This window comes from Chelativorans sp. J32 (assembly GCF_000518985.1).
Lineage (GTDB): Bacteria > Pseudomonadota > Alphaproteobacteria > Rhizobiales > Rhizobiaceae > Chelativorans.
The window spans coordinates 100543-117089 of record NZ_JAEQ01000003.1 but is presented as its reverse complement, the minus strand read 5'-3'; the positions used below and the strand labels follow the sequence as shown (position 1 = coordinate 117089).

15 protein-coding genes are annotated in these 16547 nt (G+C 62.0%); 9 read left to right on the top strand and 6 right to left on the bottom strand.

Features of this window, described 5'->3' with window-relative positions:
- Nucleotides 1-44: 44 nt before the first annotated feature.
- The 5 genes from CHEJ32_RS0106120 (at nt 45) to rlmN (ending at nt 6318) form a co-directional block, all read left to right on the top strand.
- Nucleotides 45-1403: an ABC transporter substrate-binding protein gene (locus tag CHEJ32_RS0106120; protein ID WP_028033065.1), complete on the top strand. Its 1359-nt coding sequence runs from the start codon at nt 45-47 to the stop codon at nt 1401-1403.
- A gap of 306 nt (nt 1404-1709) precedes the next feature.
- Complete coding sequence (locus tag CHEJ32_RS0106115) at nt 1710-2672, top strand: carbohydrate ABC transporter permease (protein ID WP_034658029.1); 963 nt, start codon at nt 1710-1712, stop codon at nt 2670-2672.
- Nucleotides 2669-3805, top strand: coding sequence for a carbohydrate ABC transporter permease (locus tag CHEJ32_RS0106110; protein WP_028033063.1), 1137 nt, complete (start codon nt 2669-2671; stop codon nt 3803-3805). Before CHEJ32_RS0106115 ends, CHEJ32_RS0106110 begins: the two co-directional genes overlap by 4 nt.
- Nucleotides 3806-3862: 57 nt before the next feature.
- Nucleotides 3863-4951, top strand: a complete 1089-nt coding sequence (locus CHEJ32_RS0106105) for an ABC transporter ATP-binding protein (RefSeq protein ID WP_028033062.1) — start codon at nt 3863-3865, stop codon at nt 4949-4951.
- A 137-nt stretch (nt 4952-5088) separates the two neighbouring features.
- Nucleotides 5089-6318, top strand: coding sequence for a 23S rRNA (adenine(2503)-C(2))-methyltransferase RlmN (gene rlmN, locus CHEJ32_RS0106100; RefSeq protein WP_034657966.1), 1230 nt, complete (start codon nt 5089-5091; stop codon nt 6316-6318).
- Nucleotides 6319-6333: 15 nt separating this feature from the next.
- On the opposite strand, the gene CHEJ32_RS0106095 is transcribed toward rlmN, so the two are convergent.
- From CHEJ32_RS0106095 to CHEJ32_RS0106080, 4 genes are all read right to left on the bottom strand, one after another.
- A complete protein-coding gene (locus CHEJ32_RS0106095; protein ID WP_028033060.1) occupies nt 6334-6975 on the bottom strand; it encodes a LysE family translocator in 642 nt (213 codons plus the stop codon).
- 88 nt (nt 6976-7063) lie between these two features.
- The gene (gene nagA, locus CHEJ32_RS0106090; RefSeq protein WP_028033059.1) at nt 7064-8224 is read right to left on the bottom strand and encodes an N-acetylglucosamine-6-phosphate deacetylase; all 1161 of its coding nucleotides are present in this window, start codon (nt 8222-8224) and stop codon (nt 7064-7066) included.
- On the bottom strand, nt 8221-9249 hold the full coding sequence (locus CHEJ32_RS0106085) for an SIS domain-containing protein (protein ID WP_028033058.1): 1029 nt from the start codon (nt 9247-9249) through the stop codon (nt 8221-8223). Before CHEJ32_RS0106085 ends, nagA begins: the two co-directional genes overlap by 4 nt.
- A 14-nt stretch (nt 9250-9263) precedes the next feature.
- Entirely contained in the window at nt 9264-10154 is an 891-nt protein-coding gene (locus CHEJ32_RS0106080; RefSeq protein WP_034658027.1) for an N-acetylmuramic acid 6-phosphate etherase, read from the bottom strand.
- A 250-nt stretch (nt 10155-10404) separates the two neighbouring features.
- Between CHEJ32_RS0106080 and CHEJ32_RS0106075 the strand changes: the two genes are divergently transcribed.
- From CHEJ32_RS0106075 to CHEJ32_RS0106060, 4 genes are all read left to right on the top strand, one after another.
- On the top strand, nt 10405-11538 hold the full coding sequence (locus tag CHEJ32_RS0106075) for an anhydro-N-acetylmuramic acid kinase (protein WP_028033056.1): 1134 nt from the start codon (nt 10405-10407) through the stop codon (nt 11536-11538).
- A 155-nt stretch (nt 11539-11693) separates the two neighbouring features.
- On the top strand, nt 11694-12647 hold the full coding sequence (locus tag CHEJ32_RS0106070; protein WP_028033055.1) for an ABC transporter substrate-binding protein: 954 nt from the start codon (nt 11694-11696) through the stop codon (nt 12645-12647).
- Nucleotides 12648-12789: 142 nt separating this feature from the next.
- Entirely contained in the window at nt 12790-13674 is an 885-nt protein-coding gene (locus CHEJ32_RS0106065; RefSeq protein ID WP_028033054.1) for an ABC transporter permease, read from the top strand.
- A complete protein-coding gene (locus CHEJ32_RS0106060) occupies nt 13671-14468 on the top strand; it encodes an ABC transporter ATP-binding protein (RefSeq protein ID WP_028033053.1) in 798 nt (265 codons plus the stop codon). Before CHEJ32_RS0106065 ends, CHEJ32_RS0106060 begins: the two co-directional genes overlap by 4 nt.
- A 177-nt stretch (nt 14469-14645) precedes the next feature.
- On the opposite strand, the gene CHEJ32_RS0106055 is transcribed toward CHEJ32_RS0106060, so the two are convergent.
- Together CHEJ32_RS0106055 and CHEJ32_RS24055 are read right to left on the bottom strand one after the other, a co-directional pair.
- A complete protein-coding gene (locus CHEJ32_RS0106055; protein WP_028033052.1) occupies nt 14646-15761 on the bottom strand; it encodes a hypothetical protein in 1116 nt (371 codons plus the stop codon).
- Complete coding sequence (locus CHEJ32_RS24055; protein WP_034657964.1) at nt 15758-16450, bottom strand: HemK/PrmC family methyltransferase; 693 nt, start codon at nt 16448-16450, stop codon at nt 15758-15760. The genes CHEJ32_RS0106055 and CHEJ32_RS24055 overlap by 4 nt, the downstream gene beginning before the upstream one ends.
- Nucleotides 16451-16547: the final 97 nt, after the last annotated feature.

Genomic DNA, 16547 nt, shown 5'->3' with positions numbered 1-16547 from the left:
GACGGCAGATTTAGGCCTCGCCGAAAGGCCATGTGGAGGACATGATGAACAAGTGGACGATTGCCGGCGCGGCCACGCTGGCGCTCTCGTGCAGCACCGCTCTGGCGCAGGACTTGAAATTCGCGCCCGGCGAGGACAGCCGCTTCAACTGGCAAAGTCTCGAGGATTTCAAGGCGAAATACGATCTTCAGGGTCAGCGCCTTACCATATTCGGGCCGTGGCTGTCCTCCGATGAGGATCTTTTCGAGTCCGTTGTCGCCTATTTTGTGGAAGCCACGGGGGCGGACGTCGACTACACCGGCTCCGATTCCTTCGAACAACAAATCGTCATCGATGCCCAATCGGGCAGCGCGCCCAATATCGCGATCTTTCCCCAGCCGGGGCTGGCCGCCAACCTGGCCGCCCAGGGTTATCTCACTTCGCTCGGAGAGGAGACGGAAACCTGGGTCAAGGAAAATTACGCGGCGGGAGATTCCTGGGCGAGCTTTGGAACCTATGTGGGCAAGGATGGCACGGAAGCCTTCTACGGCTTTCCTTACAAGGCAGATCTGAAGTCCCTTGTCTGGTACGTTCCCGACAATTTCGAGGATGCGGGATATGAAATCCCCGAGACGATGGAGGATCTGAAGGCCCTCACGGAGCAGATCGTGGCGGATGGCGCCACGCCCTGGTGTATAGGTCTGGGCGATGGCGGCGCAACGGGCTGGCCCGCGACCGACTGGGTCGAAGATATGATGCTTCGAACTCAGCCGCCGGAGGTTTACGACCAGTGGGTCACGAACGAGATCCCCTTCAATGACGAGCGCGTCGTTGCCGCCATAGACGAGTTCGGATGGTTCGCGCGCAACAGCGACTTCGTCGCGGGCGGGGCGGAAGCCGTGACCTCCACCGATTTCCGCGAAAGCCCCACGGGCCTCTTCTCCTCCCCTCCCCGTTGCTATCTGCACAGGCAGGCATCTTTCATCCCAAGCTTCTTCCCCGAAGGCACGGAGCTCGGCGTGGATGCCGACTTCTTCTACTTCCCCGCTTATGCGGAGAAGGATCTTGGAACGCCGGTCCTCGGCGGCGGCACGTTGTTCGCCGTCACCAAGGATTCGGAAGCCGCGCGCGCCTTCATCGAGTTCCTGAAGACGCCGATCGCGCATGAGATATGGATGGCGCAGTCGAGCTTCCTAACCCCTTTCAAGGGCGCCAATCTCGAAGCCTACGCCAATGATCCGTTGAAGAAGCAGGGCGAGATCCTGACGAGCGCGACGACCTTCCGTTTCGACGGCTCCGACTTGATGCCGGGCCGCATTGGCGCCGGCGCGTTCTGGACCGGAATGGTCGATTATGTCGGCGGCAAATCGGCCAAGGACGTGGCCGATGGGATTCAGAGGGAGTGGGACGCAATCAAGAAGTAGCGCTCGTCCGGCCGGCCAGATTGTCTTCAGGACGGCCCCGGCGTTAAACTTGCAAAGGAGGGGTCGCTCTCAGCACGCACATGCTGGCGGCTCCTCCGGAAGAAGGGGAGGAAGGTGGCTCTATCGCAGACAACGGCGGCCCCCGCCGCCTCTGAGAGCGGATTTGCATCCGCCCTCACGACCTTTGTCACAGCCCTGGCGGTAATGGCGGCTGGGCTTATTGCGAGTATCGCCGTTGCGGTCGCCGTTTATGCCGCTTTCGACTTTGTCCTTCCCTATACCAAGCTTTTGAATGCGCTCCTGGTCATGGTGCTCGGGGTGGCCGCGTGCTTCGGTTATTTCTGGAGTTCGAACAAGCTGCTCGACACCATCTACCCGGCCTCGGGTGCGCAGATCGTGTCCAACATCACAAAGGCGAACGCTATCCGGCCCTGGCTTTTTCTCGGGCCCGCGCTGATCGTCGTCGGGATCTATCTCGTTTATCCCGTGGTCAACTCGGTAATCTTGAGCTTCCATGGCCCGAATGGCGAAGCCTGGGTGGGTACGCGCAACTATGAATGGCTGGCGCAGGATCCCGCTTTCCGGGAAAGCGTGCGCAACAACATCCTCTGGCTCATCGTCGTGCCGGCCGCAGCCACATTCATCGGCCTCATCGCGGCCGCACTGACCGACCGAATATCCTGGGGCAATATCGCCAAGAGCCTCATCTTCATGCCCATGGCGATCTCCTTCGTCGGCGCCAGTGTGATCTGGAAATTCATTTATGATTACCGGCCGGCGGGCGAGGCGCAAATCGGTCTGCTGAACGCCATCGTCACCGGACTGGGCGGAAATCCACAGGCGTGGATCACCGTCCCCTTCTGGAACAATTTCTTCCTCATGGTGGTGCTGATCTGGATCCAGACCGGCTTCGCGATGGTCATACTTTCGGCGGCGTTGCGCGGCATACCGGAAGAAACGATCGAGGCGGCCGTCATCGACGGGGCCTCCCCCTTCCAAATCTTCTACAAGATAAAAGTGCCTCAGATCTGGAGCACGATTGCGGTGGTGTGGACCACGATCACGATCCTGGTCCTGAAGGTCTTCGATATCGTGCTCGCCATGACCAATGGCCAGTGGGGCACGCAAGTGCTCGCCAACTACATGTTCGACTGGATGTTCCGTGGGCTGGATTTCGGGCGGGCCTCGACGATCGCTCTGGTCATCATGGTGATGGTGGCCCCGATCATGGTCTGGAACATCCGCGAAGCGCGAAAGGGCATAAGATGAGCACCGTCGTAGGCGCGCGCCCGGCGCTAACCTGGGCAGTCCATATCGCGGTATTCGTATTGGTGGCGATTTGGACCATTCCCACGCTCGGCATCCTCATCTCCTCTTTCCGCGACAAGGATCAGATCGTCACCAGCGGCTGGTGGACCGCCTTGGCGCCGGCTGAACGCAATCTCGTGGTCCGTGCCGCCGCCCCGGATGACGCCATAGAGGAAAACGGCCGCTGGGTTTTGCGCGGAAACGTTTTCGGCGAGATATCTGGGAGCGTCAGCGCCTTCGGCGTATCCATTCAGCGGCCAACCGAATTCAGTGCCGGCGACACTGCTGAAACTCGCGACGGCGAACTGATCACCATCGGCGAGAACGGCGACTACGCCATCAGTTATCCGGAACGTCCCGAAGGTGCGCGGGGCCAGCGCCTTTTCGTCACCTCCCAAGAACCGCCGAAATTCACCACCGACAATTACGAGACCGTCCTCTTCTCGGAGGGCATAGGTCAGAGCTTCATCAACACGCTGACGGTGACGATACCAGCCACCGTCATACCGATCCTGATTGCGGCCTATGCGGCCTATGCGCTCGCCTGGATGGAGTTTCCCGGCCGAGCCCTGCTCTTGGCGACAATCGTGGGCCTGATCGTGGTGCCGCTGCAGATGGCGCTCATCCCGCTTCTGCGCCTCTACAACGATATCGGCGTGGGCAAATCCTTCATCGGCATTTGGCTGGCACATACGGGTTTCGGCCTGCCGCTCGCCATCTACCTGTTGCGCAATTATATCGCCGGCCTGCCGCGCGAGATCCTGGAAAGCGCCCGCGTCGACGGCGCATCGGATTTCGAGATCTTCCGCAAGATCATCCTCCCTCTCTCCTTCCCCGCCTTGGCGTCGTTCGCCATCTTCCAGTTCCTTTGGGTCTGGAACGATCTGCTGGTTGCAACCGTCTTCCTTGGAAACAACGAGCAGCAGCTCGTAATGACCGGCAGGCTTCGCGAACTGTTGGGCTCGCGCGGAGGCAATTGGGAAATCCTCTCCGCTTCCGCTTTTGTGGCGATTGTCGTGCCGATCATTGTGTTCTTTGCTTTGCAGCGTTATCTCGTCCGCGGCCTGCTTGCGGGTTCGGTCAAGGGAGGCTGACCGGGCAGCGCTTCAGGATCTGTTCCAAATGCGGTGACACAAGCGGGAGAAAAGTCAGTGGCCGGCGTTTTGATGAAGAACATCAAGAAAAGTTACGGAGCGACCGAGGTCATCCATGGCATCGACCTGGAGATCAAGACCGGCGAATTCGTCGTGTTCGTCGGCCCCTCGGGCTGCGGTAAGTCCACGCTCCTGCGCATGATTGCGGGTCTGGAGACGATCACCAGCGGCGACATGTATATCGGCGACGAGCGGGTGAACGACATTCCTCCGTCGCAGCGCGGCATCGCAATGGTCTTCCAGTCCTATGCGCTCTATCCGCATATGACCGTGTTCGACAACATGGCCTTCGGGCTCAAGATCGCCAAAAGACCGAAGGCGGAAATCGAGAAGCGCGTACGGGAAGCGGCAGAGATCCTGCGTCTGACACCCTATCTCGAACGTCTGCCCAAGGCGCTTTCCGGCGGTCAAAGACAGCGCGTCGCCATCGGCCGGGCAATTGTTCGTGACCCGAAAGTCTTCCTTTTTGACGAACCGCTGTCCAATCTCGATGCCGCGCTCCGCGTGGCAACTCGCATCGAGATCGCCAAGCTCAAGGAGTCGATGCCCGACACCACCATGGTCTATGTCACGCACGACCAGGTGGAGGCCATGACGCTTGCCGATCGCATCGTCGTGCTTTCGGCCGGCAATATCGAGCAGGTCGGTGCTCCTATCGAGCTTTACGAAAGGCCGGCCAATCTCTTTGTCGCGCAATTCATCGGTTCTCCAGCCATGAACGTTCAGCGCGCGAAGATCGAGAAAGCGGGTGAACACACCACCATCGCGCTCGGCAGGCACAGAGCCGATCTTCCCATCCCCTCCCCCGCAGGCATGGCCGGGCAGGAGATCCATGTCGGTGTCCGGCCGGAGGATCTGACGATCGCCTCCAATGGCGACGGCCTCATCGACGGCCGCGTGAACATCGTGGAATCTCTCGGCGAAGTCACAAATGTCTATGTCGATGTGGAGAACGGGCCGGAACCGATCGTCGTCAAGCTGCCGGGCGTCCAGAGGTTCAGTCGAGGCGAACCGGTGTCGCTGATGGCCCAACCGGCCAAAATGCATCTCTTCAACGAGAGCGGGCGCTCGCTTCTTTATCTCTGAGCCGCATTGAAACGCGCTTTTCGATGCGTATCTAGAGCAAGTGGCTGTGCCGGGGTGACGGCGCGGCGCGGCCATGTTATGAGCGCCTAAAGATGAACGGGCGGCCGAGGCGCCGCCCGAAACGCATTTGATGCACGATGACCCTGACAATCGACACCTCGACCCCCGAAAGCCGCGCGCTTCTGCGCCCTGATCTTCAGCCGGAAAAGAAGCCGCTGATCGGCCTTTTGCGTGAGGAGCTGGCAGACGCGCTTATCTCGATCGGCGTGCCGGAGCGGCAAGTCAACATGCGCGTGCGCCAGCTTTGGCACTGGTTATACGTGCGCGGCGTCTCCGATTTCTCGAAGATGTTCAACATCTCCAAGGATCTGCGAGCTGCGCTCGACGAGCATTTCACTATCGCCCGGCCGGAGATCGTGGAAGAGCAGATCTCGCAGGATGGCACGCGCAAATGGCTCCTGCGCTTTCCACCAAGAGGCGCCGGGCGCCCGGTGGAAGTCGAAACCGTCTACATCCCCGAGGAGGATCGCGGAACGCTCTGCATTTCCTCGCAGGTCGGCTGCACGCTCACCTGCTCCTTCTGCCACACCGGCACGCAGAAGATGGTGCGCAACCTGACGGCTGGCGAGATTCTCGACCAGCTTCTTATCGCCCGCGACCGTCTGGGCGACTTCCCCGATGCCGATACGCCCGATGGTGCCATCGTTCCGGCGGAAGGCCGCAAGGTCACCAATATCGTCATGATGGGAATGGGCGAGCCGCTCTACAATTTCGAGAACGTGAAGCAGGCGCTCCTCGTCGCCTCGGATGGCGAAGGATTATCGCTGTCGAAGCGCCGCATCACGCTTTCGACATCCGGCGTCGTTCCCGAAATCTATCGAACGGGCGCCGAGATCGGCGTAATGCTGGCGATCTCGCTGCATGCGGTGCGCGACGAGCTCCGCAACGAGCTTGTTCCAATCAACAAGAAATACCCGTTGAAGGAGCTGCTCGACGCCTGCCGGGCCTATCCCGGGCTGTCGAACGCCCGCCGCATCACCTTCGAATATGTCATGCTCAAAGACGTCAACGACTCTCTCGACGACGCGCGCGAGCTGGTGCGGCTTCTGAAGGGCATACCGGCCAAGATCAATCTCATCCCCTTCAATCCCTGGCCCGGCAGCAGCTATGAGTGCTCCGACTGGGAGCAGATCGAGAAGTTCGCCGAATTCGTCAACCGCGCCGGCTATGCCTCGCCTATCCGCACGCCGCGCGGCCGTGATATTCTCGCCGCCTGCGGGCAGTTGAAGTCGCAGTCGGAACGCATGAAGAAGACCGAGCGGCTGAAGCTTGAAGCGATGATGATTGCGGGGCATGGTGAGGCTTGAGGCCTCACCACCCCTCTACCGCGCCTGCGCGGTAAGGATCTTCAGCGCAAAGGCCGAAAAAACGCCCGCGAACAGGTAATCCACCACCCGCGTGACGCGGGGATTTTTCTGCAGGATCCCCGCGAATTTGTCCGCTGCGATCACGATCGGCACCGTGACCGGTAGCGACAGAGGGATGAAGAGAACGCCGAGAAAAAACAATTTGCCCGGCGCATGAGGGTCGCTCGCCGAGACGAATTGCGGCAGGAATGTCATGAAGAAGATGACGATCTTCGGGTTGAGCAAATCGATACCGAGACCGGTCAACCAATTCCTGAACAATGACGCTTGTTTGCTGGCCTTCAGCTCGGGATTGAAGGCCGAGCCATAGCGGATCGCTTGATAGGCAAGCCAGACGAGATAGACAGCTCCGAATATCTTCAGAAGCCAGAATATCTTCGGTGAAGCCACGAGCAAGGCGGAGAGGCCGACCGCAACCAGGGTGGCATGGATTACGATCCCCGTCATCGCTCCCAACATGCAGGCGAAACCGGCGCCCCTGCCCTGCGAAAGAGCGCGGCTGACGAACAGCGTCATATCCGGCCCGGGCGTGATGGCGAGTACGAAAACCGCCACCGCAAATTGCAGGATGGTGATGAGATCGGGGACGAAATCCATGAGTGGGCACTCTGCTGACTGGTAGCCGGAACCTAACCCGAGCTTGAAGATCGAGCCAAGGCCAAATTGCTAGACCAACAGCGTTGAATTATCTCACCCGGCCAGCCATCCAGACGCGAAGAGCGCGCAAATCGTCACTTAGATGCACGCAATCGGCCAGGCAGCCGAGCTTCAGGAAACCGCGCTCTTTCTCGCCCCCCAGATATGCCGCTGGATAGGCCGAGGCCATCCTGAGGGACTCCTCGACCGAGAGTTCCAGCTTCTGCACGCCAAAACGGACCCCGGACGCCATGTCGAGGTCCGAACCTGCCAGCGTTCCGTTCTCCAGCACGAGCTTGGAGCAGACCTCGCCGGGTTCGCGGTGCACCACACGTCCGTTCAGTTCAAAGCTGTCGTCCTCGCTCCCCACCAGCGACATGGCGTCGGTGACGTGGAAGAGTCTGCCCGGCCCTCGTTTGGCGCGCAGCGCAACGCGCAGTGCGGTCGGGTCGGCATGATGTCCATCAGCAATGATCCCACCCCAGACATCGCCTGCGTCGAGCGCCGCTCCCACCAGCCCCGGGGCGCGGTGAGACAGCGCGCTCATGGCATTATAGAGATGGGTGATTCCCCGCGCGCCGGCATTGAACAGGCGCGTTGCTTCATCGCTCGTGCAATCCGTATGCCCGAGGCTGACGATCACACCCGCCTTTGTGAGCCGCTCCACCTGCATCGGCGTGACCTGTTCGGCAGCCACGGTCACGTGCAGCACGGGCATCTCGCCCGCAGCGCGGCAGAGCAGGTCGAGATCCTCCTCATCCATCGGACGCATGAGTTCGGCCAGATGGGCACCTCGCCGCGCGGGGGCAAGATGCGGACCCTCAAGATGGATGCCGAGAACGCCTTCATCCGCCTTGGCAGCCTCGATTGCCGCTTCGACGGCCAATCGTGTAACCTCACTCGTATCGGTGATGAGCGTCGGAAGCAGTGCAGTCGTTCCGTACTTCCGGTGTGCCCGCGCGATGACGAAGAAGGTTTCCGGCGAGGGATCGTGGTTGAGAAGACGCCCGCCGCCGCCATTTACCTGAACATCTATAAAGCCGGGCGCGAGAATCCCCCCGTCGAGCTTCGTAACATCGCTTGCGCCGAAAACCTCCGCCTCCGGCACGATGGCCTTCACACGCCCGTTCTCGGCTATCAGTGCATGGCCATCAAAAAACCGCTCTCCATCGAAGATGCGGGCTCCGGTGAGGATGGTGCCTTCCATCATATCGTCTCCGTCACCTTCTTGAGCTTGTCGGGCGTATCCGGGTTGAACCCGCGCTCCCGTGCAAGCCGCTCGACGAGACGGTAGTAGGAAGCAAGCGCCGCCAGCGGATCGAGCTGGCCATATCCGGTGGAAGGCACCGCGATCGTATCCTGGCCGAGGGGCCGCGAAGAGAAAGCAACGATCCGCGCACCCATGCCCCGCAGCTTGTCCATGACGGCGATGCTCGAGGACAAGGCCTCGTCCTCGGGCGCAAAGGCGAGGATCGGGAAATCCTCCTCCACAAGCTGCATCGGCCCGTGCATAAGCTCAGCCAGGGAAAACGCTTCGGCGTGCAATTTGGCCGTTTCCTTGGCTTTCAGCGCCGCCTCAAGCGCGATGGCAAAGCCCGGACCGCGGCCGCCGGTGAAGAGCGACTGCGCCTTGACGAGAAGCGGAAGGGCAGGTTCGTAATCCGCTCCACCCGCGGTCTCGAGCGCCTCCGGCAGCCGCGAAAGCCCCGAAGCGAGCGCCTTGCTCCCCGAGGCCGCCTGCGTCACCGCAGCCAGCGCTGCTGCCGAAGCGATGAAGCTTTTCGTCGCGGCCACGCTCTTCTCTTCGCCGGCATGGATCGGCAGCACGATATCGGCGGCGCGTGCAAGCGGGCTTTCTGCGACATTGACGATTGCCACCGTCAAAGCGCCACCGCGTTTGGCCTCTTCCTGCACGGCAATGATGTCCGGGCTCGCGCCCGACTGGGAAACCGTGATGTGCAGCCCGCCGGGTATGCGGAGGGAAGCACGGTAGACGGAAGCGACGGACGGTCCGATGGAGGCCACCGGGATGCCGCAGGAGATCTCGAAGAGATATTTGAAGAAACTGACGGCGTGATCGGATGAGCCGCGTGCCGCAACGGTGACGACAGGCGGCTGCCGCTCGCCGATAAGCCGCCCGATCTCGGCGAAGGTCTTTTCCTCACGCTGAAGAAGCCTGTCCACGGCCCCCGCCGCCTCGCCCGTTTCCAGGAACATCAGCGATCGTTCACTCACTGCTTCGTCTCCATTTACGTCTTGTCATTCTTCATTCCGAGCACTGCGTGAAGATCGCCGCCATGTTGCTCCAGCGCCGCTTCCGCCGCGTATAGTTCCATCCCCCTGAGGACCAGCACGGCTGGCTTGAGGCGATAGCCGGTCTTTTCGAGAACCGCCACGGCGACTTCCCTGCTGACCCCGGAAACCTCCGTAAGGATCGTCACCGCGCGCCGCCGCAGCTTGTCGTTCGAAGCCCTCATATCGATCATTTGGCCAAGAAAAACCTTGCCAAGCCGCATCATGAGAGCGGTGGAGAGCAGGTTCAGCGCGATTTTTTGGCTCGTTCCGGCTGCAAGGCGGGTCGAACCGGCAACCACCTCCGGCCCTGTGTCGAGCAGGACGCCGATTTCCGCTCTTCCAAGCAGCGGCGCACCCGGATTGTTGGCAAAGCCAATCGTAAGGGCGCCGCGCTTGCGCGCAGCCTCCACGGCAGCCAGCGTGAAGGGCGTCGTCCCGCTCGCCGCAAGCGCAAGGACCACATCGTCGGGCCCGCAATCGGCCTTCTCGATGGCGCTGGCTGCAGAGTGAATGTCGTCCTCGGCAGCCTCCGCTCCACTCGCAAAGCCCATGCCCCCGGCAAGAACCAGTACCAGCCGCTCTTCCGGCCAACTGAAGGTGGGCCCGAGCTCTAGCCCGTCGAGGACCGCCAGCCTGCCCGACGTCCCGGCGCCCACATAGAAAAGCCGTCCGTTGGGGCCGCGCAGACGACCGACCATCCCCGCCAATGCTTCCTCCAAAGCCGGAAATGCGGATGAAACGGCGGAGAATGCCGATTTCTGTCCCTCCAAAAGGACGCGCAGCATCTCGTCATCGGGCGCAAGCCCCAGATCGCGGTACCGATCGCTCGTGCTTTCCGTGCGCATGCTCAAGTGGTTTTCACCTGGATAAGAACCAATATAATACCAATGCACCATCGAAATGTTCCGGTCAAATAACGCAGCGAAAACATCGAGCCTCAACAGCAGAAAGGCGCTTTTGCGCCCCCGCTGATCAAGTGCGCGTTATCCCACCCGAAGATCAATGCACCTTGCTGGTGACAGGGCTGTGAAGCGGCTTGAGGTCCGCCACGCCCATGTGCATGCTGCGCCCTCTCCGCTAACGAAAGAGGGCGATATGGAGCCTGTGTGGGCGGTCGGTCTGATGACCGGCACTGTACTCGACGGAAATATTGACATCGCCATGATCCGCACCGACGGGGAGAAGGTGCACGAGTTTGGCCCGTACAAGCTTGCGCCATACCCGCCGGAGCTGCCGCCCCTTCTTGTCCGCACGCTGGAGGAGGCCGGCAGGTGGCGTTTCCAGGGGGAGGAGCCAGCCATTTTCCGTGAAGCCGAAGCCGCGCTGACGCGCGCGCAGGCTTTCGCGGTGAATGACTTCCTGAGGGAGAACGGCCTTTCGGCGGAGGAGATCGCGGGAATTGGTTTTCACGGACAGACCGTGCTGCATATCCCGCCGGACGGAGGCAGGCGAGGCCACACGCGCCAGTTGGGCGATGGTCCGCTCATGGCAGGGATCACCGGCATCAACGTGATTTATGATTTCCGCTCTGCGGATGTGGAAGCGGGTGGGCAAGGCGCGCCCCTTGTGCCGGTCTATCATCGCGCGCTCCTCGAAAGGATCGGTGGCGGCCCTGAAACGGCCATGCTCAATCTCGGGGGCGTCGGCAACATAACCTGGTGCGACGGCGATGAGATGGCCGCCTTCGATACCGGCCCTGCCAACGCACCGGTCAACGACTGGATCAAGCGCCACGGTCGGGGAGATTTCGACATTGACGGGCTGATCGCCCGCTCCGGAACGGTAGATGAGGCGCGGCTCTCCCGCCTCCTCGATCATCCCTATTTCGGCGCTCCCTATCCGAAATCGCTCGACCGGAATTCGTTCACCGCCGATATGGCCGAAGGGCTTTCTATCGAAGACGGAGCGGCAACGCTGACGGCCTTCGCGGCGGCGGCAGTCGGGCGAGCACTCGACGGCTTGCCAAAGCGTCCGACCCGGCTCCTGGTCTGCGGCGGCGGCCGCAGGAATCCCTCGCTCATGGCGGAGCTGCGCCACCGCGCCGGCGTGGAGGTGCTGCAGGTCGACCAGTCCGGCATGCGTGGGGATGCGATCGAGGCCGAATGCTTCGCCTATCTCGCCATGCGGAGCTTGCGCGGGCTGCCCATCAGCTTTCCGCAGACCACCGGCGCACCAAGGCCCCTGACCGGCGGCAGGCTCGCGGCTCCTCCATCCGGAGGTACAGCCTGAAGTTTGTGCCGATGCGCCCTTCTCCATCTGGACGAACCATCGTTTCATCCCTTAAAGGAATCCGTTATGGCCGCGGAGTTCCGGGCAATAGAGACTGCCGGGAGGGTTGTCCGGCGGGAACAACGATCAGGCAACAACAATCTAGGGAGCGACTTATGAGAAAAATCCTTCTGCTTGCAGCGGCAAGCCTCGCGCTTTCCACTGCAGCCTACGCTCAGACCGTGAAAGTGTCGGTCACGGCGATCGTCGAGCATCCCGCGCTGGACGCGGTTCGCGACGGTGTGCGTGACGGGCTGGGGGAGGCTGGCTACAAGGAAGGTGAAAACCTCGAATTCACCTATGAATCGGCTCAGGGCAACACCGCGACGGCAGCGCAGATCGCCCGTGAATTCGTGGGCAACAATCCGAATGTGATCGTTCCCATTTCCACCCCGTCGGCGCAGGCGGTGGCGGCAGCCACGCGCGAAATCCCGATCGTTTTTTCGGCGGTGACCGATCCGGTTGCAGCCGGCCTCGTGAAATCGAATGATGAGCCGGGCGCCAATGTCACGGGCGTTTCCGACCTTTCTCCGATCGCCGATCATGTCGCGCTGATCAAGGAACTGGTGCCGGACGTCAAGAGCATCGGCTTCGTCTATAATCCCGGGGAAGCCAATTCCGTGGTGCTTCTCAATCTCTTCAAGGAAGCTGCCGAGGCACAAGGGGTCTCCGTCGTCGAGGCGCCCGCTAACAAATCGGCGGACGTGCAGGCGGCAGCCCGTAGCGCGGTCGGCAAGGTGCAGGCCCTCTATGTGCCGACTGACAACACCATTGTCTCGGCCCTTGAATCACTGATCCGCGTGGCCGAGGAAAACGACATCCCGCTGATCTCGGGCGACACGGATTCGGTCGAGCGCGGCGCGCTCGCTTCCGTCGGCTTCAACTATTACGAGGTCGGCAAGGAAACCGCGGAGGTTGTGGTCCGCATCCTGAAAGGCGAGGAGCCGGCCAAGATCCCGGTTACCTTCGCTTCAGGCACCAATCTCGTCGTCAACCGCAAGGCGGCTGAAGGCATGGGCGTGGAGCTGCCGCAGGCGGTGATCGACCGCGCCTCCAAGGTCATCGAATAACCGATCGAACGGCCCCGTCTTCCAAGGCGGGGCCGTTTTTGCATGTATTTTTTCGCGCTTCGCATTTTTTGCTTGCACTTGCCGGTGCTTCGCGCCACCCGGAACCACAAGTGCTGATTGTTTATCAGGGTTGCTCGTCTTGATGTCTGCCATCGCCTTCTGGGGAGCCGTTGAGCTTGGTCTGGTCTATGGCTTCGTCGCCCTCGGCGTATTCCTAGCCTTCCGTGTTCTCGATTTTCCCGACCTCACCGTCGACGGATCGTTCCCGCTCGGTGCCGCAACGGCGGCAGTTGCTATCACCGCCGGCTGGAATCCGTGGCTGGCGTGCCTGATCGCCGCCCTTAGCGGCGCCGCCTGCGGGTTGGTGACGGCCTTCCTCAACGTCCGTTTCGGCATCCTCAACCTGCTTGCCTCGATCCTCACCATGATTGCGCTCTTTTCGGTCAATCTGCGTGTCATGGGGCGGCCGAACATGGCGGTTCTCAATCAGGATACGGTGATCACGCCCTTCTATGATCTCGGCCTGCCGGATCACCTTGTCCGCCCGGCTATACTCGCGGTGCTCATCCTGATCGCGGTCCTTTTGCTGGCGCGTTTCCTCAGCAGCGATTTCGGGCTGGCGATGCGGGCGGCAGGCGCCAACCCGCGCATGGCCCGCGCCAATGGCGTCGATGTCGGTGGTCAGATTTACGTGGGCATGGCGCTTTCCAACGCGCTCACGGGGCTCGGCGGCGCCCTCTTCGCCCAGATCTCGGGCTTTGCCGACGTGACCTCCGGCGTTGGCACCATCGTCGTCGGCCTCGCTTCCGTAATCGTGGGCGAGACCCTGTTCCGCAGCCGCTCCATGCTGATCGCCCTTTTCGCCTGCGTCATCGGTTCGGTCATTTACCGTGTGGCGGTGCAGCTCGCGCTCTCGGCGGATCTCCTCTACCTCAATCCGTCCGATCTTAATCTGGTGACGGCGGTGCTGGTGGCGCTCGCTCTCATCCTGCCCAAGCTGCGCGCTGGAAAGAGGGTCGCGCGATGATCTCCGTCAAGGACCTGCACGTCACCTTCAACCCCGGTACTCCGCTTGAAAGGCGCGCGATCGCCGGTATCGATCTCACCCTCAACGAGGCCGAGTTCGTGACCGTGATCGGCTCGAACGGGGCAGGGAAATCGACGCTTTTGGCGGCGATCGCGGGCGATGTCGCCCCCCGCAGCGGCAACATCGAGATCGGTGGCCGCGACGTTACCCGGGAGCAGCCTGCCAAGCGGGCGCGCCGCGTTGCCCGCGTGTTCCAGGATCCCCTTGCCGGCTCTTGTGCCGATCTTTCCATCGAGGAGAATCTCGCGCTTGCATGGATGCGCGGAGCGAGGCGCGGCCTGGGTTCCGCGCTCACGGTGGACCGGCGCGGTGAACTGCGCGAGAAGGTGGCCGAGCTTGGCCTGAACCTTGAGAACCGGATGGCCGACCGCATGGGGCTGTTGTCAGGCGGCCAACGGCAGGCGCTTTCGCTCGTGATGGCCACTTTGGCAAAGGCCGAGGTCCTGCTGCTCGATGAGCATACGGCCGCTCTCGATCCGGGAATGGCCGAGTTCGTTGCCGAACTGACGCAGCGTCTCGTCACATCCCATCGCCTGACAACGCTGATGGTCACCCACTCCATGCGCCAGGCGCTCGATCTCGGGACACGCACCATCATGCTGCATGAAGGCCGGGTTGTCCTCGATATCGCCGGCGAACGCCGCAAGAACATGACGGTCGACGGTCTCGTTGAAATGTTCCGCCGCGTGCGCGGCGGCGCGGAGTTGGACGACGACTCCCTTCGCATCGGCTGAGGGAGGCGATCAAGCGGGCAGTCTAGCCCGCCTATCAGCCAGGTTCGAAGAGCTCCGGACCTACCGGTCGACGTTTTCTCCACTGCAGAGGCATGGGGCCGCCTGCCATCGACAGGCTTCCGCTCAACACAACAAAACCTTTGAAGATGGCCCGCCGAGCGCTCAGCTCCGACCAAGTTAATCGAAGCGGCTGCCGATGAGGCGGCTCCAGTGTTCGCCCGCGATGCCGTTCAGGAAGGCCCTTCCCTCCTGCAACGCAGCGAGCACCTCGGGATCCCGTGCGTGGACCACTGTCGAGGCAAGATGCGTGAAGGCGACGCGCCGGCCCAGCATGGCTTCGAGGAGGGCCGGCTGGGTACGTCCCCTCAGTCCTGCCAAGCCCTTGTCTGCCGAATGTGCGAACATCGCGTCCACCACGGCGCCCGCATGGCCGGGCAAGTGGAGCACCTGCAACACGCGCCCGATCCCGCCGGGAGCAGCGTGATAGAGAAACGCCCCCAGCGTCTTGCCTGTCTTGGCATCCACCCTGCAAAAGCGGGCGGGGCCGAACTCCTCCTTGCGCTCCGCGTCGCGCAGGATCTCTTCCAGCTGGTGAGAGGCCCAATTCGGTCGCAGGTCGAATTGGGTGGTCAGGGCGGGAACCAAACCTGCGAACTCGTCCGGCTCGATTTCCGTTACGCTCAGCGCACTAGCCCGCCTCCAGCCCCTGGGCACACCCGACCAGCGTAGCGCGTCCGGCGCCATCCGACTGTTCAGCCGGCGATCCGCCGCAAGCGCCAGCGCCGAAAACAAGCGCGCGGCACCAACCTTGCCGGACAGGAGCTGGGTCGCAAAGGAAAGCGGCTGGATGACGCGTATCCAGTCCAGGCTGTATGCCGGAAGCTGGATGCCGCGGAGCCTCGTCCACATATTGGCCGAGACTTCGCTTGCGGTCTCGCTGAAGGAAAGGTCCTGCGGCCCGGCGAGGAACGCCTTGAGGAGCCGCGCGCCTGCCATGGGATCGGTGTCCCGGTCTTCTACCATCAGCGAGCCGCAGATGGCCGCGCGCAACGGCTTGCCTTCGAGCACCATCGGCAGAGGCGTCACACCCACGAAGCCAGAGATGCTGCCATCACTCCTTATGTGAACGAGCGGATTGATTTCCGGGTCCCGCCCAGGAAAATCAAGATAGAGCCGCCTCAGATAGGCCGCGAGCGAAGCGGGGGGCTTCTGCCGGGGATCGCGGAAAATGCGCTGGAACAGACCCGCCACCGCCGAAATATCGGTGTCCTCCAGCGGGCGGATTGCGGTCATGGCTCCTGCTTCCTGCGTGCGATCGCGACGCGGGGCTTGCCTGCCTCGTCGCTGGCGAAGCGGGGCTCTTCGTAAATTCCGGCGCGTTTCAGAAGGATTGCGACCTGGCGCTCCTGCCCTTCACCGAATTCGAAAGCGAGCCAACCGCCGCGCTTGAGGAAAGCGGCCGCCTCGCGAACCAGCCGCTGGTGGATCGAGAGGCCATATGGGCCACCGTCGAAAGCTTCCCTCGGCTCGTTCTCCAGAAGATGAGCGCGATCTGTCTCCAGGCGCGACGTGGAAATGTATGGCGGGTTGCTGACGATGACATCCACCCGGCCCTCCAGTTCCTCGCCCGCCAGCCCGGAAAACAGATCGCCCTGGACCACCTTCACGCGTTCGAGAAGACCGAGGCGCTCGGCGTTTCGCCGCGCAAGCCTCACCGTGCTTTCGGTGAGGTCCGAAGCCCAGACCTGCGCATCGGGCACAGCACTCGCGATCGCGAGCGCCAGATTGCCCGACCCGCAACACATATCGATGACCACGGGATTGCCCTCGATCTCCTGCAGCAGCTCGACGGCGTTCCGGCCCAAAAGCTCGGTTTCCTCTCGCGGCACCAGCACATCGGGCGAAATTTCAAGATCCAGTCCCATGAAGCGTGCAGATCGTGCAGATCCGCGAGCCGCTTCGGTGTTCGCTGGTTTCGCCATGTAAATGCGCCTCCCCGTATCGTGCTGGCGGATATAGCCCACAGAGGTAAATGGAGCTTGAAGCCTCGCGATGGGCCGCCAATCACGTTAACCCTGC

Coding starts and splice junctions, on each gene's coding strand:
- nagA (WP_028033059.1), bottom strand. CDS start 8,224: ATGATGGAAGGCACCATCCTCACCGGAGCCCGCATCTTCGATGGAGAG.
- CHEJ32_RS0106110 (WP_028033063.1), top strand. CDS start 2,669: ATGAGCACCGTCGTAGGCGCGCGCCCGGCGCTAACCTGGGCAGTCCAT.
- CHEJ32_RS0106080 (WP_034658027.1), bottom strand. CDS start 10,154: ATGCGCACGGAAAGCACGAGCGATCGGTACCGCGATCTGGGGCTTGCG.
- rlmN (WP_034657966.1), top strand. CDS start 5,089: ATGACCCTGACAATCGACACCTCGACCCCCGAAAGCCGCGCGCTTCTG.
- CHEJ32_RS0106115 (WP_034658029.1), top strand. CDS start 1,710: ATGGTGCTCGGGGTGGCCGCGTGCTTCGGTTATTTCTGGAGTTCGAAC.
- CHEJ32_RS0106060 (WP_028033053.1), top strand. CDS start 13,671: ATGATCTCCGTCAAGGACCTGCACGTCACCTTCAACCCCGGTACTCCG.
- CHEJ32_RS0106070 (WP_028033055.1), top strand. CDS start 11,694: ATGAGAAAAATCCTTCTGCTTGCAGCGGCAAGCCTCGCGCTTTCCACT.
- CHEJ32_RS0106095 (WP_028033060.1), bottom strand. CDS start 6,975: ATGGATTTCGTCCCCGATCTCATCACCATCCTGCAATTTGCGGTGGCG.
- CHEJ32_RS0106075 (WP_028033056.1), top strand. CDS start 10,405: ATGGAGCCTGTGTGGGCGGTCGGTCTGATGACCGGCACTGTACTCGAC.
- CHEJ32_RS0106120 (WP_028033065.1), top strand. CDS start 45: ATGAACAAGTGGACGATTGCCGGCGCGGCCACGCTGGCGCTCTCGTGC.
- CHEJ32_RS0106055 (WP_028033052.1), bottom strand. CDS start 15,761: ATGACCGCAATCCGCCCGCTGGAGGACACCGATATTTCGGCGGTGGCG.
- CHEJ32_RS0106065 (WP_028033054.1), top strand. CDS start 12,790: ATGTCTGCCATCGCCTTCTGGGGAGCCGTTGAGCTTGGTCTGGTCTAT.
- CHEJ32_RS24055 (WP_034657964.1), bottom strand. CDS start 16,450: ATGGCGAAACCAGCGAACACCGAAGCGGCTCGCGGATCTGCACGATCT.